The 17,179-nt window shown below is 62.2% G+C and carries 16 protein-coding genes; 8 read left to right on the top strand and 8 right to left on the bottom strand.

The genetic code is table 11. The features are described from left to right. Positions 1 to 2 precede the first annotated feature (2 nt). Together KOL99_RS18880 and KOL99_RS18875 are read right to left on the bottom strand one after the other, a co-directional pair. The gene (locus KOL99_RS18880; RefSeq protein WP_216512027.1) at positions 3 to 614 is read right to left on the bottom strand and encodes a DUF4124 domain-containing protein; all 612 of its coding nucleotides are present in this window, start codon (positions 612 to 614) and stop codon (positions 3 to 5) included. Between the two features lie 56 nt (positions 615 to 670). Beyond that, entirely contained in the window at positions 671 to 1,543 is an 873-nt protein-coding gene (locus KOL99_RS18875) for a methylenetetrahydrofolate reductase (RefSeq protein WP_216512026.1), read from the bottom strand. Between the two features lie 271 nt (positions 1,544 to 1,814). Here KOL99_RS18875 and KOL99_RS18870 point away from each other — a divergent pair, with 271 nt between their 5' ends. Continuing rightward, on the top strand, positions 1,815 to 3,449 hold the full coding sequence (locus tag KOL99_RS18870; RefSeq protein WP_216512025.1) for an ABC-F family ATP-binding cassette domain-containing protein: 1,635 nt from the start codon (positions 1,815 to 1,817) through the stop codon (positions 3,447 to 3,449). A 190-nt stretch (positions 3,450 to 3,639) separates the two neighbouring features. Here the strand turns inward: KOL99_RS18870 and KOL99_RS18865 are convergent, their stop codons facing one another. From KOL99_RS18865 to KOL99_RS18855, 3 genes are all read right to left on the bottom strand, one after another. Beyond that, positions 3,640 to 4,251: a MarC family protein gene (locus KOL99_RS18865; protein ID WP_216512024.1), complete on the bottom strand. Its 612-nt coding sequence runs from the start codon at positions 4,249 to 4,251 to the stop codon at positions 3,640 to 3,642. 112 nt (positions 4,252 to 4,363) lie between these two features. Continuing rightward, on the bottom strand, positions 4,364 to 5,353 hold the full coding sequence (locus tag KOL99_RS18860; RefSeq protein WP_216512023.1) for an NAD(P)H-quinone oxidoreductase: 990 nt from the start codon (positions 5,351 to 5,353) through the stop codon (positions 4,364 to 4,366). Positions 5,354 to 5,479: 126 nt separating this feature from the next. Further along, positions 5,480 to 5,845, bottom strand: a complete 366-nt coding sequence (locus KOL99_RS18855; RefSeq protein ID WP_216512022.1) for a hypothetical protein — start codon at positions 5,843 to 5,845, stop codon at positions 5,480 to 5,482. A 143-nt stretch (positions 5,846 to 5,988) separates the two neighbouring features. Between KOL99_RS18855 and KOL99_RS18850 the strand changes: the two genes are divergently transcribed. From KOL99_RS18850 to KOL99_RS18820, 7 genes are all read left to right on the top strand, one after another. Continuing rightward, the gene (locus KOL99_RS18850; RefSeq protein WP_216512021.1) at positions 5,989 to 6,732 is read left to right on the top strand and encodes a YebC/PmpR family DNA-binding transcriptional regulator; all 744 of its coding nucleotides are present in this window, start codon (positions 5,989 to 5,991) and stop codon (positions 6,730 to 6,732) included. Positions 6,733 to 6,938: 206 nt separating this feature from the next. After that, entirely contained in the window at positions 6,939 to 7,433 is a 495-nt protein-coding gene (gene ruvC, locus KOL99_RS18845) for a crossover junction endodeoxyribonuclease RuvC (RefSeq protein ID WP_216512020.1), read from the top strand. Positions 7,434 to 7,526: 93 nt separating this feature from the next. Continuing rightward, on the top strand, positions 7,527 to 8,126 hold the full coding sequence (ruvA, locus tag KOL99_RS18840) for a Holliday junction branch migration protein RuvA (RefSeq protein ID WP_216512019.1): 600 nt from the start codon (positions 7,527 to 7,529) through the stop codon (positions 8,124 to 8,126). 263 nt (positions 8,127 to 8,389) lie between these two features. After that, the gene (locus KOL99_RS18835; RefSeq protein WP_216512018.1) at positions 8,390 to 9,313 is read left to right on the top strand and encodes a transglutaminase-like domain-containing protein; all 924 of its coding nucleotides are present in this window, start codon (positions 8,390 to 8,392) and stop codon (positions 9,311 to 9,313) included. 77 nt (positions 9,314 to 9,390) lie between these two features. Beyond that, positions 9,391 to 11,730, top strand: coding sequence for an ATP-binding protein (locus tag KOL99_RS18830; protein WP_216512017.1), 2,340 nt, complete (start codon positions 9,391 to 9,393; stop codon positions 11,728 to 11,730). 69 nt (positions 11,731 to 11,799) lie between these two features. Beyond that, on the top strand, positions 11,800 to 12,813 hold the full coding sequence (gene ruvB, locus KOL99_RS18825; RefSeq protein ID WP_216512016.1) for a Holliday junction branch migration DNA helicase RuvB: 1,014 nt from the start codon (positions 11,800 to 11,802) through the stop codon (positions 12,811 to 12,813). Between the two features lie 2 nt (positions 12,814 to 12,815). Continuing rightward, positions 12,816 to 13,523 (top strand): DnaA/Hda family protein, encoded by a 708-nt coding sequence (locus tag KOL99_RS18820; RefSeq protein WP_216512015.1) that lies wholly within the window; start codon positions 12,816 to 12,818, stop codon positions 13,521 to 13,523. Between the two features lie 162 nt (positions 13,524 to 13,685). Here KOL99_RS18820 and KOL99_RS18815 read toward each other — a convergent pair whose 3' ends face one another. The 3 genes from KOL99_RS18815 to KOL99_RS18805 all read right to left on the bottom strand — a co-directional run bounded on the left by KOL99_RS18815 (position 13,686) and on the right by KOL99_RS18805 (position 16,971). Further along, the gene (locus tag KOL99_RS18815) at positions 13,686 to 15,584 is read right to left on the bottom strand and encodes an ABC-F family ATP-binding cassette domain-containing protein (RefSeq protein WP_216512014.1); all 1,899 of its coding nucleotides are present in this window, start codon (positions 15,582 to 15,584) and stop codon (positions 13,686 to 13,688) included. A 100-nt stretch (positions 15,585 to 15,684) separates the two neighbouring features. Then, on the bottom strand, positions 15,685 to 16,179 hold the full coding sequence (locus tag KOL99_RS18810) for an LEA type 2 family protein (RefSeq protein ID WP_216512013.1): 495 nt from the start codon (positions 16,177 to 16,179) through the stop codon (positions 15,685 to 15,687). 99 nt (positions 16,180 to 16,278) lie between these two features. Further along, the gene (locus tag KOL99_RS18805) at positions 16,279 to 16,971 is read right to left on the bottom strand and encodes a transglycosylase SLT domain-containing protein (protein ID WP_216512012.1); all 693 of its coding nucleotides are present in this window, start codon (positions 16,969 to 16,971) and stop codon (positions 16,279 to 16,281) included. Between the last annotated feature and the right edge of the window lie 208 nt (positions 16,972 to 17,179).

Here is a 17,179-nt window from a genome sequence, read left to right as displayed (position 1 = left end):
CGTCACTGCCGGTTGATAGAATCAGAGGCTGGCATCGGTGTCGCCCGAGGCTCGGCCGGGGCTCCGGCAGCGGGGTCGGGGAGCTCGCGGTTGGAAGATTTCTTCATCATGCTGACCGCGCGCTCCTTGATCTTCATGCTGCTCTCAACCATGTAGTCGACGTAGGTCTTGTAGAGAAAGACCATGACCCCGACGAAAAAGGAGATGTAGATCACCCGGGAAAGCATGGGCGAAGAGAGCCAGGAAGTGAGCTTGCAGACCGCGACGAAGAGGGCGGCGATAACGGCGAGCACCAGCAGCGGCTTGACCCAGACGTGGCGCGACGTCAGCTCCCCGAAGCGTCCCGGCTGGACCGCTGACGCCTCCTGCTGCGCCGACTGGCTTTCGGGGGTGGGCTGCGCGGCCTCCTGGGCCTGCCCGGCGGGCTGCTTTTTCGGCTCTTCACGCGTCACCTTCATGGTGGCGCGGTACTTGGCCGGGACTGCCTGCAGTTTGTTGGTCATGTGCGCCACGCCGCGGTTGTCGGTGTAGCTGTAATAGTCGGCGAGGAGCCAAGAGGGAAGCGCGCAGAGGATGAGCGCGACAAGCAGCAGGAAAAACAGTGACTTGTTCACCTTCCCCCCTTGCGGCAGCCAAAAGCCGCCATTTCAAACAAATTGCATTGCAGCTGTCAGGGCAGCAGCCCTTGCACCAGGTCGAGCACCGCCTGGTCCCGGTTCAACGTGTAGATGTGCACCCCGGGAACGCCGGCGGCCAGAAGTTCCTCGGCCTGCCTGCGCGCATGCGCCACCCCGGCCTCCTGGACGGCGGCAGCCCCCCCCCTCCGGTCGGCCTCCTCCAGCTCGGCCAGGAAGGCCGCCGGGAGGGTCGCGCCGCACAGGGAGATGATGCGCTGGATCACCTTGAGGCTCACCACCGGGATGATACCGGGAATGATAGGCTTGTCAATGCCGATGGAACGGGCCTTGGCGACGAAATCGAAGTAGAGGGCGTTGTCGAAAAAGAGCTGGGTGATGGCGAAGTCGCCCCCCTGGTCCAGCTTCAACTTCAGGTAGCCGAGGTCGTGCTCGGCGTCGACCGCCTCCGGGTGCACCTCGGGATACCCCGCCACGCCGATCCCCATGCCGGGATGGGACTCCTTGATGAAGGCGGCGAGGTCGGAGGCGTGCAGCAGGGTGCGGCAGGCGGAGAACTCGGGGGGGGCATCCTTGGGCAGGTCGCCGCGCAGGGCGAGGACGTCGTTCACGCCGGCCTCGGCGAGGCTGTCCAGGAAGAGCTGCAGGTCGCCGCGGTAGGCGCCGATGCAGGTCAGATGCGCCATCGCGTCCAGGCCGTGCTCGTTTTTGAGCCGGCTCACGATCTCGAGGGTGTCCCCCCTGGTGCTGCCGCCGGCACCGTAGGTGACCGAGGCGAAGAGCGGGTTGACGTGCGCCAGGCGATCAACCACCCGGAAGAAGGCGGGCCAGTCGTTCTTGTCTTTGGGCGGAAAAAACTCAAGAGAGATGAACTGCCGGTTGGAGTTCATCTTGTCGATTATCTTCATGTATGCTCCATTGGCTGCACCGCCGCCGGGCGCTTTGACCAGGGCCGGGGCGGCGGAGACAGGCATTGTTGTCTCCTCGTCAGGCGTGGGCGTGACTTTAGCATTTTTTTATAAGAAAAGCGACAGCGCCGTCCCGTGCCAGCGGCACCGTTAAAATCGTGTCAGAACTGAAAAAAGACGTTGCTCAGCCAGTCGCAGGAATGGTATAAGTACGAGGTTCACGACCACAGGCTACCCTGTGGTCTTTTCATTTTGCACAGAAGGAGCAAGCATGATCAGCGCATCAAACGTCACCCTTTCCTACGGCAAGAGGGTACTGTTCAAGGACGTAAACATAAAGTTCACCCCCGGCAACTGCTACGGCCTGATCGGCGCCAACGGCGCCGGCAAGTCGACCTTCCTCAAGATCCTCTCCGGCGATATCGAGCCGGACAAGGGGGAGATCTCGGTCGGCAAGGGGAGGATCGCCGTCCTCAAGCAGGACCAGTTCGCCTACGACGAGCACACCGTCTTCAACACGGTGATCATGGGGCACAAGAAGCTGTACGAGGTGATGTCCGAGCGTGACGCCATCTATTCCAAGGCCGAGTTCAGCGAGGAGGACGGCATCCGTTCCGCCGAGCTGGAGGCTGAATTCGCCGAGATGAACGGCTACGAGGCGGAGAGCGAGGCGGCGGTGCTGCTCAACGGCCTCGGCATCCCCGAGGAGCTGCGCGGCAAGCTGATGAAGGAGCTGGAAGCGGGCGACAAGGTGCGCGTGCTCCTGGCGCAGGCGCTCTTCGGTAACCCCGACGTGCTCCTCCTGGACGAGCCGACCAACCACCTGGACCTGAAATCGATCTCGTGGCTGGAGGATTTCCTGTACCGCTTCCAGAACACCGTGATCGTGGTCTCCCACGACCGTCACTTCCTGAACCAGGTCTGCACCCACATCGCCGACATCGACTTCAGCCGCATCCAGGTCTATGTCGGCAACTACGATTTCTGGTACCAGGCGAGCCAGTTGAACCTGAAGCAGCGCCAGGACGAGAGCAAGAAGGTGATGGACAAAGCCGCCGAGCTGAAGGAGTTCATCCAGCGCTTCTCCTCCAACGCATCCAAGGCGAAGCAGGCGACCTCCAGGAAGAAGCTTCTCGAGAAGCTCACCATCGAAGACATGCCGGTCTCTTCCCGCAAGTATCCGTGGGTGGTGTTCAAACCGGAGCGCCCCTGCGGCGACATCATCCTCGAGGTGAAAGGGCTTACCAAGACGGTGGACGGCGTGCAGGTGTTCAAGGACCTGGACCTGATCGTCAGGAAGGGTGACAAGATCGCCTTCGTCGGGAGCAGCTCGCTCGCGAAGACCACCCTGTTCCAGATCCTCGCCGGCGAACTGGAGCCCGACGCCGGCACCTTCCGCTGGGGCGTCACCATTACCAACGCCTACTTCCCCAAGGAGAACGGCGACTACTTCAAGGGCGATCTGAACCTGATCGAGTGGCTGGGGCAGTACTCCCCCCCCACCGAAGGTGAGAGCTTCGCGCGCGGCTTCCTGGGCAGGATGCTCTTCTCCGGCGACGAGGCCACCAAGAAGACCAGCGTCCTCTCCGGTGGCGAGCGGGTGCGCTGCATGCTCTCGCGGATGATGTTGACCGGCGCCAACGCGCTGATCCTGGACGAGCCCACCAACCACCTGGACCTCGAGTCGATCACCGCCCTCAACAACGGGCTGATCTCCTTCACCGAGGTGGTGCTCTTCGCGTCCCACGACCACGAGTTCGTCTCCACCGTGGCCAACAGGATCATCGAGATCACCCCCGGCGGCATCATCGACCGCGACATGAACTTCGACGACTACCTCGAGGACGCCGACGTCATCGCCGAGCGCGAACGGCTCTGCAACGGGCACGCGGTGTTGAGCCTGTAAAGCAGACAGGGATGAAGGGATAAAAGAAAAGGGGGCTCCGGTAAACGGAGCGCCCTTTTTTTATGTGCATGCGCCAGCCCCCCCTCCCGCCTCCCCCCTCCGGGGGGAGGAGCATGAAGTGCCGCAGCCCGGAGGACATGGCGTATCAACGTCCCCTCCCCTGGAGGGGGAGGGTTAGGGAGGGGGAAGTCTACGCGCCGATCTTCAAAAAGTTCCTGACCCCGGTAAAGACGATCTGGGCGGCGAGCGCCGCGACGAAGAGTCCGGTCAGCTTGCTCAGGATGGTGATCCCCTTCTTGCCGACGATGTGCTCGATGAAGGAGGCGCAGACGAGGAGGATGCCCACGCAGAGGACCGCCATGGCGAGGGCGGCAAGGCCCACGAAGACCTGCCAGTTATGCTGCACCTCGGCGCCCATGACCAGCAGGGCACCGGTGGTGCCGGGGCCGACGGTAACCGGAATGGCCAGCGGGACCACCGAGATGGCGCCGCGTTTTTCACTGGGAGGGGCGCTATCGTCGCCGTGCACCATGTGCACCGCCGAGAGGAAGAGGAGGCTCCCCGCCCCGATCCTGAAGGAGTCGAGGGTGATCCCGAACAGGGAGAAGAGGGTGTTGCCGAAGGAGTACAGGACGAAGCAGGCCACCAGGACGGCGAGGGTCACCCGAAGTGCCGTCGAGCGCCGTTCGCTCGCGGTGAGCTCGGGGGTCATGGCCAGGAAGGTGGAGAGTACGAAGAAGGGGGTGAGCAGGAAGAAGAACCTGATCCACACGGTGAAGAAAAAATCCGAATAAGCATTCATCCTGGAACTGTACTCTCCTTGGTCTTAAAGCGGTCACGCAAAGCCGCCAAGAACTACCAAAGCGCGGGTAGGCTCGCTTTGCGTCTTTGCGTCTTTGCGTGAGCCGGTTTTTTTATTGCGCTATCTTCAGAACGATCTTGCCGAAGTGCTTGTCTTCTTCCATCATCCGGTGCGCCTCGACCACCTGGTCGATGGGGAACACCTTTTCGATGATGGGGACGATGGTGCGGTCGGCGAACTTTGGCATGGCGCGACGCACGAACTCGGCCGCGATCTCGCCCTTCTCGGAGACCGGACGGGAACGGAGCACGCTGCCGATGATCTGCTGGCGCTTAACCATCATGAGGGCGAGGTTCAACTCCGCCTTGATGCCGGAGATGACGCCGATGACGACCAGCCTCCCCTTGTACCCCAGGGAGTTCATGTTGGGAGCGAGGTACTTGGCGCCGACGTGGTCCAGGATCACGTCCACCCCCTTCTTGTTGGTGAACTCCTTGACCGCCTCGCTGAAGTCCGGGGTCTCGCGGAAGTTGATCACCAGGTCGGCGCCCAGTTCCTTGACCCGCTCGAGCTTCTCGGGGGAGGCGGTGACGATCAGCTTGGCGTTGGGCACCAGTGCCTTGCAGAGCTGGATCGCCGCGGTGTTGACGCCACCACCGCCGCCGTGCAGGATCGCGGTCTGGCCATCCTCGAGCCCGCCGATCATGAACACGTTGAGAAACGCGGTGATGTAGGACTCGCAGATGCAGGCAGCCTCCTCGAAACTGACGGTCTCCGGGATCGGCATCAGGTGGTTGGCGTAGGCCACGGCGTACTCGGCGTAACCGCCACCGCCCACCAGCGATACCACGCGGTCACCCACCTTCCAGCCGGTCACGCCCGATCCCAGTGACTCGATGACGCCGGCCACCTCGAGACCCAGGATCTCAGAGTCGCCGGGCGGGGGGGGATACTTCCCTTCACGCTGCACCAGGTCGGGCCGGTTGATCGAGGTGGCGTGCACCTTGATCAGCACCTCGTTTTCCTTGGGAGCGGGCTTGTCCACCTCGCCCACCTTGAGCACCTCGACACCGCCGAAACCTTCCATAAGCACAGCTTTCATGGCAATCCTCCTTGAACGATAGAATTCATGGCGGCCGGAATCCCGGCCGCGATAGTGTATACGGCGCACACTATCTCAAAAATGTGCGACCTTTATCAACGGAATTCTCTCAAGGGAAGGAAAAAATCAGCGGAATTTGATGGCGGTACCGCGGGCGGTCATCTCGCTTTTCGGGAAGAAGATGAACGTGTCCATCTCGACCTTCACCTCGGGCAGAATCACGGCGTCGGCGCCGATCTTGGCCGCCTCCGCGCGCAGGGCGTCGTTGGCCCAGCTGTAGTCTGCGGGGGTCAGGTCTTCCTTGGCGCCGTAGCGCACCCGGTGCACCTCGATGGTCCCCACCTTCTGGAAGGGGCGCAGGATCTCTTCCTGGGTCAGTATGGGAGGCGCGTCGGCCCTGTAGACGACCCTGGTACAGCCGCCACAGGCTACGGCCAGGAGCAGCAAAAGCACAGGAAGGAAGTTATTGAACAGCCGGTTCGTCCCGTTCATGTTGTCTCCTATCAGGGGGAAGTCCCCCTGTGGCATCAGTCCAGCGACACAGTTTAACTAGCATTTTCCCACTTTACAACACTCTTTTGGGCATGATAGTATTTCGCGTTTCATTTACAAACTGATTGGAAAGGAAGCAGATCATGTCAGGTCATAATAAATGGAGTACCATCAAGCACAAGAAGGGCGCCGCGGATGCCAAGCGCGGCAAGATATTCACCAAGCTGATCAAGGAAATCACTGTTGCCGCGAAGCTCGGCGGTGGCGACCCCGATGGGAACCCGCGCCTGAGAACTGCTATCGATAAGGCGAAAGGCGAGAACATGCCCAAGGATAACGTCGAGCGCGCCATCAAGAAGGGCGTCGGCGGGATGGAAGGCGTGAACTACGAGGAGACCACCTACGAGGGGTACGGTCCGGGCGGCACCGCGGTGCTGGTGGAGGTCATGACCGACAACCGCAACCGCACCGTTTCCGACGTCAGGAGCACCTTCTCCAAGTGCAACGGCAACATGGGCGAGACCGGCTGCGTCTCCTGGCTCTTCGACAAGAAGGGGCTCCTGGTGTACCCGAAGAGCACCGATTTCGACAAACTGTTCGAGGCCGCCATCGAGGCCGGCGCCGACGACGTCGTGGATGAAGAAGAGCAGTACGAGGTGCTCACCGACCCGACCGCGTTCCACCAGGTGAAGACCGCGCTCGAAGCGGCAGGCTTCAAACCGGAGTCCGCGGAGATCACCATGATCCCGCAGACCATGGTCAAGCTGGAAGGAAAGAACGCCGAGAACATGCTGAAACTGATGGACCGTCTCGAGGACAACGACGACGTCCAGAACGTGTACGCCAACTTCGACATCTCCGCCGAGGACATGGAAAAGATGATGTAGCATAAGCAAGTCGTTTTGTGGTACTAAGAGCGCGGGCATCCCCCGCGCTTTTTTATTTAGAAGCAAAGGCAACACCATTAGCCACGGAGAAAATCTGAGAAAATCGGAGGAAGGCAAAAGCTTTTGGGGTGAACCAGATCCTGTTGTTTTGGTTTTCTCAGAAGTTCTCAGATTTTCTCCGTGGCTAATGGTTTTAAGGTTTTGACATGATCATCCTCGGCATAGACCCCGGCTCCCGCAAGACGGGTTACGGTCTCATCTCCAAGCAGGGCAACCGCCTGGTCCACATCGACAACGGCGCCATCTTCACCCAGAGCGCCAAGGACTTCCCGCAGCGCCTGGAGAAGATCTTCACCGGTCTCTCCGCCATCATCGCCGAATACCAGCCGGACGTGGTGGCTGTCGAGGACGTCTTTCTCGCCAAGAACGCCATGAGCGCGCTGAAGCTGGGTCAGGCCCGCGGCGCCGCCATCGTCGCCGCGGTCAACGTGGGGCTCCCCGTCCACGAGTACACCGCGATGCAGGTGAAGCAGGCGGTGGTCGGCACCGGCCGCGCCGAAAAGACCCAGGTGCAGCAGATGATCAAGGCGCTTTTGAACCTCCCCGAGATCGCCCAGGAGGACGCCTCCGACGCCCTGGCCGTCGCCATCTGCCACGCCCACTCCGCCGGCATCAGCGCCCTTCTGAAAAACATCAGGTAGCGAAACGCCCTCTCCCAGAGAGGTGAGGGGATTGTGAATGTCTTGGCGGAAGGTCATGCCTGATCAATCACCAATTTTCCATCGAGGTTTTAAATGATCGCCCTTCTCACCGGCAAGATCGCGCACAAGGCCCCCGACTACGTCATCCTCGACGTGAACGGCGTGGGCTACCAGGTCTTCATCCCCTTCTCCACCTACTACGCCCTCCCCGCCGAGGGGAGCACGACCACCCTGCAGGTCCACACCTCCGTTAAGGAGGATGCCATCAACCTGTACGGCTTCCGCACCCAGCAGGAAAAGGAGCTGTTCCAGCTGCTGATCGGCGTCTCCGGTGTCGGCCCCAAGCTCGCCAACAGCATCCTCTCCAACAGCGAACCGGCCGAACTCTCGGACTCGCTGGTAACCGGCAACATCGCCAGGCTTTCCGCGATACCGGGTATAGGGAAGAAAACCGCCGAGCGCCTGGTGCTGGAACTAAAGGAAAAGATGAAAAAGCTCGGCATCACGGCCGCGGCACCCGGGGCTGCAACCGCGCCGCCCAAGCCGGAGATCCGCGAGGACGTCCTCTCTGCGCTGATCAACCTGGGCTACAAGGAGAACGTAGTACAAAAGGCATTGGCTGATCTCAAATTTCCCGAAGAGGCCACCGTGGAGTCACTTCTTAAGCAGGCACTGAAGAAACTGATGAAATAAGAAGGCGCCGGAGCACTAAAACCCGCTCCGGCCCTGACAACAGCTGTCCCCGCCTCATCACTTTCACCTCAACTGCTGTTCATTGATTGTAGAAAGCCGCGAGATATACTAGTCAAGAGTTGATCCAATGCCGAGTTTTCGAGTCTTGATCAAGGAAAGGAGAATCCATGCGCGCAGTTATTACGGCGGCAGTTGTCTTCTTGACTGTCCTGGCAATTCCAATGACAGCTGTTTGTGCCCCGAGCAAACAGCGAAGCGGTAACGTGACTTTCGCCATAACGGTGACCTCGCCCCAGGACGCTCAAGATGTGAAGATGTGGTTCCCCTACCCCACCTCCGACCTGAACCAGAAGATCGAAAACCTGCATTTCGACGGCAACTACTCAACCTTTACCCTGTCTCGTGAGCCGCAAAGCGGCGCGCTCTACCTCTACACCCAATGGCGCGGCCCCCAAAAAGAGCGTCGACTGACGGTGACCTTCGACGCCACGGCCATGGAGCGCAAGGTCACCAGGCTAGAGGAGAAAGCTGTCCCCATCCCGCCCGAGGTGGCCAAATACGTGCAGTCCGAGTTCTGGATACCCTCGGATGACAAGAAGGTGAAGGCGCTCGCGCGCCAGATCACCAAGGGCAAGAAGGGGATCCTGCCCAAGGCGCGTGCGGTGTACGACTGGGTGGTCGACAACACCAGGCGCGACCCCAACGTGCCGGGTTGCGGCGTCGGGAACGTCCAGGCGACGCTCGCCGCACGCAGCGGCAAATGCGCCGACCTCAGCACGCTGTACGTGGCGCTGGCCCGCGCCGCCGGCGTACCGGCCCGCGAGGTCTTCGGGCTGAGGCTGGGGCGGCCGGGCCAGACGGACATCACCGACGGCCACCACTGCTGGGCGGAATTCTACCTTCCCGGCACGGGGTGGGTCCCGGTGGACCCGGCCGACGTCACCAAGGCCGTGTACGAGAAGAAACTGAGCCCGGCGGCGGCGAAGCCGTATCGCAAATATTTCTTTGGCGCCGTCGACGAGTTCCGCATCGTGCTGCAAAAGGGTGGACGCGGCATCGTCTTCACCGAGGGGAACAAGGAGAGGGTCAACTATTTCATGTATCCATACGCCGAAGTCGACGGAAAGAGCCTCGACTACTGCCGCCCTGGCACCTTCGCCTACACCGTGAAGTTCCGGGAACACTGACCGCCGGTGCCGCACCCACGCCCTGGACAACAGTGCCGGACTCCCCGCCCTCCAGCAGAGGGTCAGCAGGAGCCCTCATGCGCCTGAGCCTCAACATCTCCATCAACCTGATACTCCTCATCGTTATCCTGACGCTGGGCAGCACCATCGGCTTCTTCTTCATTTCGCAGCAAAGGGCGACCCTCCGCAACGACCTGGAGCACCGGGTGGAGATGGTCGGGCGCCAGGTGACCAGCGAGATCTATTCCCCGCTGGCCACCGGCGAACTGAAACACGTCGGGCATATCCTCGAGGCGGCCACGGCGGACCCGGAAGTGGCGTTCATCATGGTCAAGTCCCTGGACGGTGAGGTCCTCGCGGCACGTTGGATGAAAGAGGTCACCGGCGGCGTCAAGGAATTCGACTTCCCGGTGCGCGCCCAGTCCAAGGAGAGCTCCGCCCGCAGCGAAATGACCTTCGGCACCATAACCTCGCTCGCCGGGGGGAGGGAGATCGCGGTGGTCGCCGTCGGCATCGACCTGGAACGGATCACCGAGACGGAGCGGACGCTGGTGATCAGGACGGCGATGGCGGTGGTACTGGGGTCGCTGGTGGCCCTGTTCCTGGGCCTCGCCATCGTCCGCAGGCTGCTGAACCGCTCCATCACGCCGCTGCTCGACGGCATCCGCGAAATCACCTCGGGAGACTTCTCCAGCCGGGTTCGCCAGGACCCCCATCGGGAAATCGCCGAAATCGGCACCGCCTTCAACGAGATGGCGGAACGCTTCTCAACCACGCTGATCACCAAGCACGAACTGGAGGAGACGGTAGCCAAAAGGACCCTGCAGTTACGCCAGGCCCTGGACGATCAAATCCGCGTCAGAGAAGCGCTCTCGGAACGGGAGGAGCATATCCGGCTGCTGTTCAACTCGACCGCGGAGGCGATCTTCGCCATCAACCGCGAGGGGACCTGCACCTTCTGCAACCCAGCCTGTGTCCGGCTTTTGGGATACGACGCCCCGGACGACATCGTCGGCAACCACATGCACAGCTTCCTCGGGCACACCGACTCGGATGGAGCCGCCATCGAGGAGCGCGATTGCCCCATCTGCCAAACGCTGTCCGCCGGCCACGGCAGCCATACCTTGAACGAGAGTTTCCGCAAGAAGGACGGCACGGCCATCCCCGTCGAGTACTGGTCCCACCCGATCCTGCGTGACGGCGAACTGGTCGGCTGCGTGGTCACCTTCCTCGACATTACCCAGCGCAACATGCTGGAGCGACAGTTGCTCCAGGCGCAGAAGCTGGAGGGAATCGGCGTGCTGGCGGGGGGGATAGCGCACGATTTCAACAACCTGCTGACCGCCATCATCGGCGGGGCCGAGATAGCGCTGTACGACATCCCCGCTGACACGAAGGGGGCCAAGGCGATCCACGGCGTCCTCGACGCGGCCACCCGTGCCGCCGATCTGACCCGCCAGATCCTCGCCTTCAGCCGCAAGCAGGTCCTGACCATGAAGGAAATGAACCTGAACGACGAGGTGCTGTCGCAATCGAAGATGCTGCGCCGCCTGATCAGCGAGGACATCAAGTTCCAGGTGAACCTGGCCCCGGAGGAGCTCTGCATCAGGGCGGACGCCGCGCAGTTGCAGCAGGTCCTCTTGAACCTCGCCGTGAACGCGCGGGATGCCATGGCGCCTGGTGGGACCATCACCATCGAGACCACCGGAGCTGTGCTGCAGAGTTCGGACCGCTGGCTCGAGGAGGGGATGCCGCCAGGTCGCTACGCCGTGATATCGGTAAGCGACACCGGCTCCGGCATGGACGAGGCGACAAGGTCCCGCATCTTCGAGCCCTTCTTCACCACGAAGGGGCCCGGCGAGGGGACCGGGCTGGGGCTCTCCACGGTGCACGGCGTGGTCAAGCAGCACCAGGGGAGCATCTCGGTGTACAGTGAACCGGGACGGGGAACCACCTTCCGGATCTACCTCCCCCGCATCGACAGGGTCGAGACCGCCCAGCCCGCACCCGAAGCGGCCGCGATCCCCCGTGGCGTCGGGAAAATCCTCGTGGTCGAGGACGAGAAGGCGGTGCGCGATTTCCTGGAAAGCGCGCTGCAGGATCAGGGCTACAGCGTGGTCAGCGTGGGGAGCGGTCCCGAGGCGCTGGAGGCGTGCGCCGGCACCTCGTTCGACCTCATGGTCTCCGACGTCATCATGCCGGGGATGAGCGGTCCGGAGCTGTACCGGGTGATCCGTGAACAGCAGCCGCGGCTCAAGGTCATGTTCATCTCGGGCTACCCGGCGAGGTCGGCCTCGTTGCAGGACATCCTCCAGTGGGATGCGCCCTTCCTCGCCAAGCCCTTCTCCGCCAAGGTGCTCCTCACCAAGACCCACGAGCTGATGCAGGCGGCCGCGCCGGCCGGGCATGCCCCTTGACCTTTACCTTCAACTGTTATAATTTGGCTCCCTGCATTCAGGCGGCACAAGCCGCCGGCAAGGAGAGGTATGACCCGCTTTATCAGCGCCGAGAGATCCGAAGACGACCTCCTTGAAGCATCGCTGCGCCCCCGGGCGCTGGCGGACTACGTGGGACAGGAAAAGGCGAAGGGGAACCTCGGGCTCTTCATCGACGCGGCGCGCGGCAGGGGCGAGGCCCTGGACCACGTCCTGCTGTACGGCCCGCCGGGACTGGGGAAGACCACGCTCGCCAACATCATCGCCTGCGAGATGGGGGTGAACATCAAGTCCACCTCGGGTCCGGTGATCGAGCGCCCGGGCGACCTGGCCGCCATCCTCACCAACCTCGAGCCGCACGACGTCCTCTTCATCGACGAGATCCACCGACTCTCCCACGTGGTCGAGGAGATCCTCTACCCCGCCATGGAGGACTTCCAGCTCGACATCATCATCGGCCAGGGCCCCAGCGCGCGCACCATCAAGCTCGACCTCCCCAAGTTCACCCTGGTCGGCGCCACCACCCGCGCCGGGCTCCTCTCCTCGCCGCTGAGGGACCGCTTCGGCGTCATCTCCCGGCTGGAGTTCTACACCCACGACGAACTCGCCTTCATCATCACCCGCTCCGCGCGCATCTTCGGGATGGAGATCGCGCCCGATGGCGCCCTGGAACTGGCGCGCAGAAGCCGCGGCACGCCGAGGATCGCCAACCGCCTGCTGCGTCGCGTGCGCGACTTCGCCCAGGTGCGCGCCGACGGCGTGATCACCCGAAAGGTGGCGGACCAGGCGCTGGCGCTTTTGGAGATCGACGACATGGGCTTCGACACCATGGACCGCGCCATCCTTTTGACCATCATCGACAAGTTCGGGGGGGGGCCGGTGGGGCTGGACACCATCGCTGCGGCCATCAGCGAGGAGAGCGATACCATCGAGGACGTCTACGAGCCCTTCCTGATCCAGAACGGTTTCCTGAACCGCACCCCGCGTGGGCGCGTCGCCACCGCCGCGGCCTATCATCATTTCGGCAGGATCGCACCGGAGCCGCCGCAGGGAAGGTTGTTTTAGAGATGCAGCTTATCTTCGATTTCCCGGTCGTGCCCCGCTTTTGCTTCGAGAACTTCGTGGTCTGCGGCGGCAACAAGACCGCCTACCAGTTCGCCCAGCGGCTCGCCAGCGGCAGCGACGCGGAAAACCTCCTCTACGTCTACGGTCCCGAAGGCTCCGGCAAGACCCACCTGTTGACCGCCCTCTCCAGCGAAATCGACGGCAGGTACTTCTCCTTCCGCGACGCCGACGCCCTCTACGGCAAAAGCTGCCGCAGCGAGGGCCCCTCGCGCCTTGCCGAACACTTCGCCGGCGCCAAGGCGCTCATCCTCGATGACCTGGACCTGTTGCCGGACCGCCAGGAGCTGAGGGTCGAGCTTTGGGAACTGTTCAACGCCTTCTACAGTTCAGGAAGAAAGATCGCCATCTCCGGCCTCACGCCGCCGAAAGAGCTGCCGCACCTGGACGGCCACCTGACCAGCCGCCTTTTGTGGGGGCTCGTGGCCCGCATGGACGTCTCCGACGACGAATCCCGTCGCATGATCCTGAAGAAACTCGCCGAGGACCGGCAGATGACCCTGCCTGACGAGGTGATCGACGAGATGCTCCTGAAGGTGCGCCGCGACATCCCGTCCCTGGTCTACGCGCTGGAGACCATCAACCGCACCGCCATCGCCACCAAGAGAAAGGTGAGCTTGAGGCTGGCCAAGGAAATATTTAAAAGCAATTGACGAGGGGGACTGGCTCCGCCAGGTGCCAGTCCCCTTAACGGTGCCGCACAGCGAAAAGCAAAGGCTTCTGAGAGAGCGTCTCCAGAAGCCTTTGCCGTATCGACAGCGATTGCTCGCCATCACCGATTTTGGTTAAAATTTAGATTGTTGATCGTCAATGGATCACCCGCCCTTCTTCGTCTCCAACTCCTCCCACCGCCCGTATGCCGCGGCGAGTTCCGCCTCCAGCCTGCCGTAGTCGGCGGTGATGGCGGCGATGCCCCCATCGACCGTGTCGTAGCGGGTGGGATCCCCCAGAAGTTCCTGCACCCGGGCGAAATCCTGTTCCAGCACCTCGATGCTCCCCTCCAGCTTTTCCAGTTCGATCCGCTCGGCGTAGGTGAGCCCCTTCCTGGGCTTCTCCACCTTGGACGCCTGGGCCTCCTTCTTCTCGACCCGCTGCGCGGCTGCCGCCACGCGGTCCGCCTCCTTGCGCTCCCGGTAGTTGCTGTAGTTCCCCTCGTAGAAGACCACCTCGCCATCACCCTCGAAGGCCAACACGCCGGTCGCCACCTTGTCCAGGAAGAAGCGGTCGTGGGTCACCATGAGGACGCAGCCGGGAAAGGCGGAGATGGAGGCATCCAGAAGCTGCAGGGTCGGGATGTCCAGGTCGTTGGTCGGCTCGTCCAGGACCAGCAGGTTCGAGTCCTGCAGCATGAGTCTCGCCAGGATGAGCCGGCTCTTCTCGCCGCCGGAGAGGCTCCCCACCGGCCGCCTGCGATCCTCCCCCGAAAACAGGAAGTCCTCCAGGTAGCCGATCTTGTGCCTTTTCTCGCCGTTGGCGGTGGTCACGTAGTCGCCCTCGCCGAAGAAGTCGTAGATGGTCTGGTTCGGATCGAGCACCTCGCGCAGCTGGTCGAAGTAGGAGATCTTGGTCTTCTTGCCGACAACGACCTTTCCCTGGTCGGGCTCCTCCTCCCCCATGATCATCCGGATCAGGGTGGTCTTGCCGCAGCCGTTGGGACCGATCACGCCGATCCGGTCGCCGCGCTTCATGCCGAAGCTGAGCCGGTTCACCAGCGTCCTCTCACCGTACCCTTTGACGACGCCGTCCAGCTCCAGGATCGTCCCGCCCAGCCCCTCCTCGGTGTTGAAGCCGATCTTGAGGTCGCGGCGCCCCGGGCCGGAGACGCTTTCTTCGAGCGCGTGGTAGCGGTCGATCCTCGCCTTCTGCTTGGTGGAGCGCGCCGGGGGGCCGCGCCGGATCCAGTCGGTCTCGATGCGCAACAGGTTCAAAAGGCGCGAGCGGCGGCTCGCCTCGTTCATGAGCCGCTCTTCTCTCTGGGTGAGGTAGGTGGAGTATCCCCCTTGGTAGGAGACGAGGGCGCCGCGCTCGAGCTCCAGCATCCGGGTCACCACCTGGTCCAGGAAGTAGCGGTCGTGGGTGATCAGCATCACCGCGCCCGGGTAGGCCTTCAGGTGGTCCTGGAGCCACTGGGTGGTGTCGGCGTCCAGGTGGTTGGTCGGCTCGTCCAGGAGCAGCAGTTCGGGCGCCTGCAACAGGAGCTTCGCCAGCGCGACGCGACGCTTGGTGCCGCCGGAAAGCGTGCCGATCACCTGGTTCGGGTCGGGAAGCTGCAGGTGGGTCATCATCTCCAGCACACGGTGGTCGGTGTTCCACCCGCCGTGGTGCTCGATCCAGACCGTGAGTTCCCCCTGGCGGGCGAGCAGGCGGTCCATGTCGGGCGGGTTCCCCGCCATCTTTTCGGAAAGTTCGTTGAAGCTCGCCATGGCGGCACGGATGGCGGTGAGGCCGCTCTCGATCTCGGCCGCGACGGTGGCCGTGTCGTCGAGCACCGGTTCCTGGCTCAGGTAGCCGACCGAGGCCCCGCGTTTCATGGCGATGGAACCGCCGTCGCGGTCCTCGGCGCCGGCAAGGATGGTAAGGAGCGTCGACTTGCCGGCGCCGTTGGCGCCGATCACTCCCACCCGCTCGTCCTCTCCCACGGCGAAGGTGACGCAGTCCATCAAGACACGGGAGCCAAAGCTCTTGGAAAGCCCCGTGATATCTACAACGTTCATGACATCTCCATCAAGGCCAAGCCACGGGATAGACGGGCCATGCCAAGATCCCGTCCAGGTTTCTCAGATGTCCTCAGATTTTCTCCGTGGCCAAGTTTTTTTAGAATTTCAAAAGATCGGCGAGTTTGCCGAAGATGGCTGCCGGGCGGTACTTCTTGGGAATGGCGTAGGTGCCGTTTTTTTTGACCGGCACGGTCATCTGCCCCACCGGGGTCTCCAGGTCCAGACCGGCCGCGAGCTGGTACGGGATCTTGTCCGGATCAGGCTTGCGCTTGAGGATCTCCAGCAGGTCGGCATAGGTGATGCGGATCGGGATGCGGACGTCGGTCTCCTCGTTGGCGGGGAAGTTGATCTCTTCCCGCGCGCCTCCCTTGGCCAGCGGCAGCGTCATGATCTTGATGTCATAGCTGTACCCCTGCAGCTTGACGTCGAAGCTGTTGGTGTTTTGCACCCGCAGGTACAGTTCCATGCCGGCGCCGGTCGGATCCACCGAGACCACGTTCAGATCCTGCACGGTGACCACCGGGGCATTGACCAGCTTGCTGCATCCGGAAAGAAGGACGACGACTAACAAGAGGGCGAAAATTTTTCTCACTACAGACTCCTGAAAAGGTGTTAGCCCGAAAACAAAGAGGGCGGGTCCCCGAAAGAACCCGCCCACTATAGCACAACCATTGCTCAAACAGCAAAAGGACTATCCGTTGACCGCCACCTGCTGCATCAGCATGCCCCTTTGCATCTCCCGCAGTATCTCCGTTCTGAAGCGCTTGCGGATCTTGTCGTAGGCCTTCGCCGCCGGGCCGGTGCCGCAGTAGAGCCTCTTGGCCCGGGCCATGTTGCCCTTGGCCATGTCCAGCTTCTCGTAAAGCTCCTTGACGGCCGCCTCCGCGCACTTCTCGTCGTCCCACATGTCCTGCGGGGTGTAGCCGTGGCTTTCCGCCCGCTCCGGCATCAACTGCCAGACCCCCAGGGCACCCTTGGGGGATACCGCTCTCGAGGAGAGCTTGTGTCCGCCTGTTTCCGCCAGAGCTATCTCAGCCAGATCCAGCGGCGTGAATTTCGTTCCCTCCGTCTTTTCGTAGCAGATTTCCGCGAGCCACTTGGCCCGGGCAGGTGTTGTCCTGCGGGCGAACGTGGCGTAGATGGCGGGAACCAGTTTCTTCCTTCCGTCAAGTTCTGCCGCCTTGGGCAGATCCATCTGCACGGCCGGGGGTGTCGCGGGGGATTTCTCTCCCTGCTTCTCGCTCCCCTCTGCCCAGGTCAGCAACGCCCGGTCCGACTCCGAAACCGAGGGAGTCACCGGTACCTGCGCCTGCTGCAGGTGGGACTGGTCGCACGATGCGTTCATCAAGAGCACCGCGACCAGCAATGCAAGTTTTCGTTTCATAAATCGCTGTTGATATGGCTTTTGCCGGCTTTAGGTAGAGATACTAAATGTCGGTAGTGAAGCCCGCGCCAATCATCTCCTTTCATTGGAATCACATTGGCTCGTCGCCAATCTGAGGTTATCAGTGTAATCAAACCCGACAGAATTGCAAGCAGTACATTAGTTTTTTACAATAAAGTCGAATAAAAAAGGAGCCCCGCCCAGCGGA

This window comes from Geomonas azotofigens (assembly GCF_018919395.1).
Classification (GTDB): Bacteria; Desulfobacterota; Desulfuromonadia; order Geobacterales; family Geobacteraceae; genus Geomonas; species Geomonas azotofigens.
This window is presented reverse-complemented; position numbering and strand designations above follow the sequence as displayed.

Coding starts and splice junctions, on each gene's coding strand:
- KOL99_RS18875 (WP_216512026.1), bottom strand. CDS start 1,543: ATGAAGATAATCGACAAGATGAACTCCAACCGGCAGTTCATCTCTCTT.
- KOL99_RS18870 (WP_216512025.1), top strand. CDS start 1,815: ATGATCAGCGCATCAAACGTCACCCTTTCCTACGGCAAGAGGGTACTG.
- KOL99_RS18865 (WP_216512024.1), bottom strand. CDS start 4,251: ATGAATGCTTATTCGGATTTTTTCTTCACCGTGTGGATCAGGTTCTTC.
- KOL99_RS18860 (WP_216512023.1), bottom strand. CDS start 5,353: ATGAAAGCTGTGCTTATGGAAGGTTTCGGCGGTGTCGAGGTGCTCAAG.
- KOL99_RS18855 (WP_216512022.1), bottom strand. CDS start 5,845: ATGAACGGGACGAACCGGCTGTTCAATAACTTCCTTCCTGTGCTTTTG.
- KOL99_RS18850 (WP_216512021.1), top strand. CDS start 5,989: ATGTCAGGTCATAATAAATGGAGTACCATCAAGCACAAGAAGGGCGCC.
- ruvC (WP_216512020.1), top strand. CDS start 6,939: ATGATCATCCTCGGCATAGACCCCGGCTCCCGCAAGACGGGTTACGGT.
- ruvA (WP_216512019.1), top strand. CDS start 7,527: ATGATCGCCCTTCTCACCGGCAAGATCGCGCACAAGGCCCCCGACTAC.
- KOL99_RS18830 (WP_216512017.1), top strand. CDS start 9,391: ATGCGCCTGAGCCTCAACATCTCCATCAACCTGATACTCCTCATCGTT.
- ruvB (WP_216512016.1), top strand. CDS start 11,800: ATGACCCGCTTTATCAGCGCCGAGAGATCCGAAGACGACCTCCTTGAA.
- KOL99_RS18820 (WP_216512015.1), top strand. CDS start 12,816: ATGCAGCTTATCTTCGATTTCCCGGTCGTGCCCCGCTTTTGCTTCGAG.
- KOL99_RS18815 (WP_216512014.1), bottom strand. CDS start 15,584: ATGAACGTTGTAGATATCACGGGGCTTTCCAAGAGCTTTGGCTCCCGT.
- KOL99_RS18805 (WP_216512012.1), bottom strand. CDS start 16,971: ATGAAACGAAAACTTGCATTGCTGGTCGCGGTGCTCTTGATGAACGCA.